General features: G+C 72.1%; 7 protein-coding genes. All 7 read left to right on the forward strand.

Annotated elements, in window-relative coordinates; genetic code table 11:
• Positions 1-4: 4 nt before the first annotated feature.
• From ACFO60_RS10040 to ACFO60_RS10070, 7 genes are read left to right on the forward strand one after another with little or no spacing between them, the layout of a single operon-like run.
• Positions 5-1,408: a phenylacetate--CoA ligase family protein gene (locus ACFO60_RS10040; protein WP_380839423.1), complete on the forward strand. Its 1,404-nt coding sequence runs from the start codon at positions 5-7 to the stop codon at positions 1,406-1,408.
• Positions 1,408-2,415 (forward strand): branched-chain amino acid transaminase, encoded by a 1,008-nt coding sequence (locus ACFO60_RS10045; RefSeq protein WP_380839425.1) that lies wholly within the window; start codon positions 1,408-1,410, stop codon positions 2,413-2,415. The genes ACFO60_RS10040 and ACFO60_RS10045 overlap by 1 nt, the downstream gene beginning before the upstream one ends.
• Positions 2,415-3,047, forward strand: a complete 633-nt coding sequence (locus ACFO60_RS10050; protein ID WP_380839426.1) for a type 2 periplasmic-binding domain-containing protein — start codon at positions 2,415-2,417, stop codon at positions 3,045-3,047. Before ACFO60_RS10045 ends, ACFO60_RS10050 begins: the two co-directional genes overlap by 1 nt.
• The gene (locus ACFO60_RS10055; protein ID WP_380839428.1) at positions 3,031-4,020 is read left to right on the forward strand and encodes an ornithine cyclodeaminase family protein; all 990 of its coding nucleotides are present in this window, start codon (positions 3,031-3,033) and stop codon (positions 4,018-4,020) included. The genes ACFO60_RS10050 and ACFO60_RS10055 overlap by 17 nt, the downstream gene beginning before the upstream one ends.
• Positions 4,017-4,826, forward strand: coding sequence for a PhzF family phenazine biosynthesis protein (locus tag ACFO60_RS10060; protein ID WP_380839430.1), 810 nt, complete (start codon positions 4,017-4,019; stop codon positions 4,824-4,826). The genes ACFO60_RS10055 and ACFO60_RS10060 overlap by 4 nt, the downstream gene beginning before the upstream one ends.
• Complete coding sequence (locus tag ACFO60_RS10065) at positions 4,823-5,122, forward strand: DUF1330 domain-containing protein (protein WP_380839433.1); 300 nt, start codon at positions 4,823-4,825, stop codon at positions 5,120-5,122. The genes ACFO60_RS10060 and ACFO60_RS10065 overlap by 4 nt, the downstream gene beginning before the upstream one ends.
• Entirely contained in the window at positions 5,115-6,347 is a 1,233-nt protein-coding gene (locus ACFO60_RS10070) for a cytochrome P450 (RefSeq protein ID WP_380839435.1), read from the forward strand. Before ACFO60_RS10065 ends, ACFO60_RS10070 begins: the two co-directional genes overlap by 8 nt.
• Positions 6,348-6,445: the final 98 nt, after the last annotated feature.

Below are 6,445 nucleotides of genomic sequence, written 5' to 3' on the forward strand. Positions count from 1 at the left end.
TTCGATGTTCACGATTCACCACCCCGAACTGGACGCAATGGCCAGGTCCCTGCGGGAATGGCACCAGGAGTTCCTGGCGGGGGAGTGGGACGAGAAGCGCCTGGCCGCGCACCAGGCGCGCGCGCTGCGCGAGACCGTGTCCTACGTCAAGGAGCGCTCCCCCTTCTACCGCGCGCGGCTCGCCGGCCTGTCCGAGGACGACGAGCTCGGCTCGCTGCCCTTCACCACCAAGCAGGACCTGCGCGACGCGCAGTTCGACATGCTCTCGCGGCCGATGCACGAGGCGTGGATCTTCTACGAGACCACCGGCACCACCGGCAGCGCCACCCCCTGCCCGCGGGACAACACCGACACCCTGCACAACAACAGCGTGCTCACCGCCTACTACCAGACCGTGTTCGACCAGTACGGCGACCGGCAGGTGGTCGGGGTGTCCGGTCCGACGGAGCTGCACGCGACCGGCGACACCTTCGGCGACGTCTGCCGCAACCTCGGCGTCGCCGTGGCCAAGATGTGGCCGCACTCGCCGATGATCGGCTTCGACCGCGCCCTCGAGGTGATGCGCATGCTGCCCGTCACCGGGCTGTTCTGCACGCCCGGCATGGCGCTCTCGCTGGCCAAGAAGGCCAGGGAGGCGGGCCTGGACCCGGCCGCCGACTTCTCGCTGGACGTGCTCATGCTCACCGGCGAGCTGGCGTCGCCGAGCCTGCTCGCCGGCATCGGCGCCCTGTGGGGCGCGCGGGCCTACAACTGCCTGTACGCCTCGCAGGAGGCGTCCGTGCTGGCCGCGGCCGGCGCCGACGGCGGCCTGTACACCGCGCCGCTGATCAACCACTACGAGGTCGTCGACCCGGTCACCCTGCTGCCCGCGCGGGCCGACGGGAATGGCGTGCGCCAGGGCGAACTGGTGATCACCAATCTCTACCAGGGCGCCAAGCCGCTCGTCCGCTACCGGACCGGCGACATGGTGCGCATGCACCCGGTGGCGGCGGGCACGACGGTTCCCGCGCAGCGGGTCGAGGTGCTCGGCAGGGTCGGCGACCAGATCGTCCTGAACGGCCACTCCATCACCGGCTACGACCTGGAGGACCTGCTGCTCAGGCACGTGGGCGGCTTCCTGGACTACCAGATCAGGCTGGAGCGCACGCCCCTCGGCGACGACCGGGTGAACCTGATGCTGCACGGCGCCTCGAAGACCCACCCGGGCCTGCTCCTGGCGCAGGAGGAGTGCCGCGAGGTGCTCGGCACCGAGCTGGTCGTCTCGTTCGGCGACCCGGGCAGCATCACGAGCACGGGCGCGATGGTGAGCTGGAAGGCCGCCCGGGTCGTGGACGGGCGCGGCGACGAAGTGGCCGGAAACGACCGCGAGTCCCGCGCCGCCCTCGCCCTGGCCGCGAGGAGAGGGTGATGCGGCCGCTGCCGGGCCGCTGGGTCTACCACCGGGTCCAGGACGCCGGAGGCTTCGTCCGCTTCGACGACGTCCGGCTGCCGCCGACGACGCAGGGCCTGCACTACGGCACCGGCGCGTTCGAGGGGATCAGGGCGCACGGGGGCGCGGACGGCGGGCGGATGCATCTGTTCCGGGTGCGCGACCACTACCTGCGCTTCCTGCGGTCGTGCCGGCTGCTGCGCATCGAGGTGGGGCTGAGCGCCGACGAGCTGACGGACCTGACGGTGGACCTGCTGCGCCGCAACGGCGACACGGGCGACGTCTACGTCAGGCCGCTCGCCTACAAGCTCGGCCTGCTGCCGGGCACCCCGCCCGGCGTGGGCCTCGGCGGCATCTCCGAGGCGGTGACGATCGTCGCCTCCCGGCTCGGCGCCTACACCCCGCCCGGCGGCGTCCGCTGCCTGATCAGCTCCTGGCGCAGGCCCTCGCGCGCGGCTGTCCCCGTCCAGGCCAAGATCACCGGTGGGTACGTCAACAGCGCGCTGGCCGTCGAGGACGCGCGCGCGGCCGGGTACGACGACGCGATCCTGCTCAACGACGCGGGGCAGGTCGCCGAGGCGAGCACGGCCAACGTCTTCGCGGTGCGCGGCGGCACTCTGCTGACGCCGCCGGCCGACGCCGACATTCTGCCCGGCATCACCAGGGACACCGTGCTCGCGCTGGCCGCCGACCTCGGCATGGCCGTCGCCGAGCAGCCGCTGCACCCCGCCGACCTGCTGCTGGCGGACGAGGTGTTCCTCACCGGCACCGGCGTCGGCGTCACCCCGGTGATCGAGATCAACGGCAGGCCGATCGGGGCGGGACGGCCCGGCCCGGTCACCTCCCGGCTCGTCGCGCGCTACCGCCAGGTGGTCAGGGCCGAACGCGAGGACACCCGCCGGTGGCTGACCCCGGTGAAACCCGGTGTGCCGGACGGAAGCAGAGGCGAGCCAGTGGAGCGACCGGCATCAAAGGAGCGAGCGTGATGGAACAGCTCGGTTGGATGGAGATCGACACGCCCAGTCGGGTGGTGCTGAAGGAGATAGGAACGCTCGGGCCGCCGGGAACGAGCAGCGAGACGGCCGCCGAACTGCTGTGGGAGAAGCTCTCGGAGCTGCCGAGCGAACCGCAGCTCTCGCTGTACGACACCTACGAGGGCGCGTGCGACGCCCTGCTCAACCGGGACGTCAGCCACTTCATCGTGGCCAACGCCTACCGGGCGGTCAACGAGTTCTACATGGACACGCGGCTGGCCCTCGCGGCGGTGTTCATCATGGACACCCCGCTGTACGGCCTGGCCAAGTCGCGGGGCAACGACGACCTGCCGGTGCGGCCGTCGATCGCCACGCATCCGGCGCCGGCGCCGCTGATCGCCCAGCTCCTGCCCGCGCCCTTCGCACCGGGCAAAGTGATGATCATGAATTCGACCAGCGCCGCGGCCCTGGCCGCGCGCGGCGGGTCCAGCGACCTCGCGCTCACCACGGCCCCGGCGGTGGAGAGCTACGGCCTCGAGTTCATCTCGCGCACCCGGCCCATCCGCATGGTCTGGTCGGTGTTCGTCCTGGACGACGCCGCCCCCGACATCCCCAGGGAGAACGCCGATGTTGTTCCTCGATAGCGAGGCCGTGCGCAAGGCCCTGCCCATGGAGCGGGCGATCGGCCTGATGGCCGGCGTCATGCGCGCCTACAGCGGGGGAGAGGTGACCCAGCCGCTGCGCACCATCCTGCGGCCGCCGGGCGACGGCGGGGTCTTCGCCGCCATGCCCTGCCACGTCACCGGCGACCTGCCGGGATACGGGCTCAAGGCGATCATGCTGCGGCCGGGAAACCGGGACAAGGGCCTGCCGGTCCACATCGGCGTGGTCCTGGTGTTCGACCCCGAGACCGGGTTCCCGCTGGCGCTGCTGGACGGCGCCGAGCTGACCGCGATCCGCACCGCCGCCGTCTCGGCGGTCGCCACCGGCGCGCTGGCGCTTCCCGGCGCCGGCGACCTGGCCGTCATCGGCTCGGGAGTGCAGGCGCGCTCCCATCTTTCGGCCCTGGCGCTGGTGCGCGACCTGCGCAGGGTCCGCGTGTACAGCCCCACGCGGGAGCGGGCCGAGGACTACCGGCGCTGGGCGGCGTCCTGGCTGCCGGTCCCCGTCGAGGTGATGCCCTCGGCCGGCGACGCGCTCGCGGGCGCCGACCTGGTCTGCACCGCCACCTCCGCCAAGGAGCCCGTCGTCGCCGGGCGCGACCTGACGCCGGGCGCGCACGTCAACGCGGTCGGCGCCTCGGTCGCCGACGCGCGCGAGCTGTCCGGCGACGCGGTCGCGCGGTGCGCGGTGTTCGTGGACAGCAGGGAGTCGGCGGCGAACGAGTCGGGCGACCTGCGCGTCCCGCTGGCCGAGGGGCTGATCGGCCCCGGCCACGTCCTGGCCGAGCTCGGCGAGGTGCTGCTCGGACGGCACGCGGGCCGCCGCGACCCCGGCGAGATCACGCTGTACAAGTCGCTCGGCATGGCCGCGCAGGACATCGTCTCCGGCTTCGCGGCGGCCCGCTCCGCGCGCGAGCTCGGCCTCGGCGTCGACGTCCCGTACGGGGCGCCATGAAGATCTTCGTGGTGGACGCCTTCGCCGACGCGGTCTTCCAGGGCAACCCCGCCGCGGTGTGCCTGCTCGACCGGCCGCGCGACGCGCGCTGGATGCAGGCGGTGGCGGCCGAGATGAACCTGTCGGAGACCGTGTTCGTCGACCGGTCCGCCCCGGCGGACTCCCCCGCGGGCATGGGCCTGCGCTGGTTCACCCCCACAGGGGAGGTCGACCTGTGCGGGCACGCGACCCTGGCCGCCGCGCACGTGCTGTGGGAGCGGGAGGGCGAGGACGCCCGCCGCCCGCTGCGCTTCGCCACCCGCAGCGGCGTGCTGACGGCCGAGCGGGGCGAGGACGGCATCAGCCTGGACTTCCCCGCCGAACCCGCCGAGGAGGCCGAGGTCCCCGATGGGCTGCCCGAGGCGCTCGGCGCCAAGCCCGTCTGGATGGGCCGCAACCGCTTCGACTACCTGGCCGAGCTGACCGACGAGCGGGAGGTCGCGGAGCTGCGGCCCGACTTCGCCGCGCTCCGCGCCTTCCCCGTCCGGGGGATCATCGTCACCGCGCGGGGGCGGGGGGAGCACGACTTCGTCTCCCGCTTCTTCGCCCCGAGGCACGGCGTGGACGAGGACCCGGTGACGGGCTCGGCCCACTGCTGCCTCGGCCCCTTCTGGAGCGCCAGGCTCGGCAGGCGCCGGCTCACCGGCTACCAGTGCTCCCCCCGCGGCGGTCGCGTGCGCGTGACGACGCGGGGCGATCGCGTGGGGCTGGACGGCCGCGCGGTGATCTTCATGAGTGGAGAGCTACACGAACGGGAGGAACGATGACGACGTTCGTCATTGGCAACGTGGCCGCCGTCCCCGACAGGGAGAAGATGGCCGTCTACCGGGAGAAGGTGCTGGCCACGCTGCAGGCGTACGGCGGCGGCTTCGCCATCCGCGGCGGCGAGTTCGACGTGCTGGAGGGCGGGTGGCACCCCACGCACCTGTCGGTCATGCAGTTCCCGAGCGCCGAGCACGCCCGCCGCTGGTACGACTCGCCGGAGTACGCCGCGATCACCCCGCTGCGCGAGGGCGTCGAGATGGACCTGATCCTCGTGGACGGGAGCGGCTCCGATGCATGAGCTCCCCCCCAAGCTGGACGCGCTCGACCTGGCCGACCCGCGGACCTTCCGCGCCCACGACCAGTACGCGATCTGGCGGCGGCTGCGCGCCGAGGCCCCGGTCTTCTGGAACGCCCCCCGCGGCGACCGGCCCGGGTTCTGGGCGCTCACCAAGTACGACGACATCATGGCGGTCTACAAGGACGACGACCACTTCACCTCCGAGCGGGGCAACGTCCTGACCACGCTGCTCGCGGGCGGCGACTCCGCGGCCGGGCGCATGCTGGCGGTGACCGACGGCAAGCGCCACAGGGACCTGCGCAACGTGTTCCTCAAGGCGTTCTCGCCCCGCGCGCTCTCCTACGTCGCCGAGCGGGTGCGGGAGAACGCCCGGAGCAGGGTCCGGGCGGGCGTCGAGCTCGGCGCCTGCGACTTCGCGCGGGACGTCGCGGAGAAGATCCCGATCAACACCATCAGCGACCTGCTCGGCGTCCCCGAGGGCGACGAGCACCGCGACCACCTGCTCGACCTGACCAAGACGGCGCTGAGCAGCGACGAGGCGGACGCCGACGACGAGGACGCCGCCGAGGCGTCCCTGATGGCGCGCAACGAGATCCTGATGTACTTCGACGACCTGGTCGTCGAGCACCGCCGCACCCCCAAGGACGACGTGATCGGCGCGATGGTCGCCAGCAGCATCGACGGGGTGCCGCTGTCGGACGACGACATCGTGTTCAACTGCTACAGCCTGATCATCGGCGGCGACGAGACCAGCCGCCTCACCATGATCGGGACGGTGCCGGCGATGGTCGACCACCCGGACCAGTGGGCCGCGTACAAGAACGGCACGGTCGAGACCAAGACCGCCGTCGAGGAGATCCTGCGCTGGGTCAGCCCCGCCATGCACTTCGGCAGGAGGGCGACCAAGGACGTCACCGTCAGGGGGACGAAGATCGCCGCGGGCGACATCGTCACGCTGTGGAACTCCTCCGCCAACAGGGACGAGGACGTCTTCGACGGCCCCGAGCGCCTGGACCTGGCCCGCTCTCCCAACAGGCACGCGACGTTCGGCTACGGGCCGCACTTCTGCCTGGGCGCCTACCTCGGCCGCACGGAGGTCGGCGCGATGCTCGAGGCGCTGCGCGAATACGTCGGTGAAATGCACGTCACGGCCGAGCCCGAGCTCGTCCATTCCAATCTGCTGAGCGGAATCAGCAGCCTTCAGGTGAAACTCCTCCCGGCCTGAGGGCCGGGGATCGGGAAATGCGCGGACGACAATGCGGAATTCGATCGGTGATGCGCGCCCGATAACAAGACGAAACGGCGCGTTTTTAGACTCGGTTC

The organism is Sphaerisporangium dianthi (assembly GCF_042654065.1).
Taxonomy (GTDB): Bacteria; Actinomycetota; Actinomycetes; order Streptosporangiales; family Streptosporangiaceae; genus Sphaerisporangium; species Sphaerisporangium dianthi.